Annotated in this window: 1 pseudogene; it reads left to right on the forward strand. The window is 50.8% G+C overall.

Annotated elements, in window-relative coordinates:
• Window positions 1-309 (forward strand): annotated as a pseudogene (locus HGT73_RS14660) (hypothetical protein); the annotation flags it as partial.

Genomic DNA, 309 nt, shown 5'->3' on the forward strand with positions numbered 1-309 from the left:
CCTGAGTCCGATATTTGATAAGGAAAAAGAACAGAACCGTCTGCGTGAAGCGCAGTTAATCGGCAGTATTAGCGCACAAGTGGCCAATATTGCTGACACACAGGGTAAGATTTTGGCGACAAAAACGGCGAAAGAGAAACTTGCACAACTTACCCCAGCCCAGCAGGAGAGTGCTCGAGCGCAATGGATACAGCAGCACCCAGGACAGCTGCCGACGGAGAGTGCTCTGGCAGAATTTACCTATCAGCAATTTTATCAGCAAGCAATAAACGACTCGGGCTTAGGCGTTGGTGGGTCGGTTCAGCGAGC

The organism is Rosenbergiella australiborealis (assembly GCF_018494035.1).
In the GTDB taxonomy this organism is placed as follows: Bacteria; Pseudomonadota; Gammaproteobacteria; order Enterobacterales; family Enterobacteriaceae; genus Rosenbergiella; species Rosenbergiella australiborealis.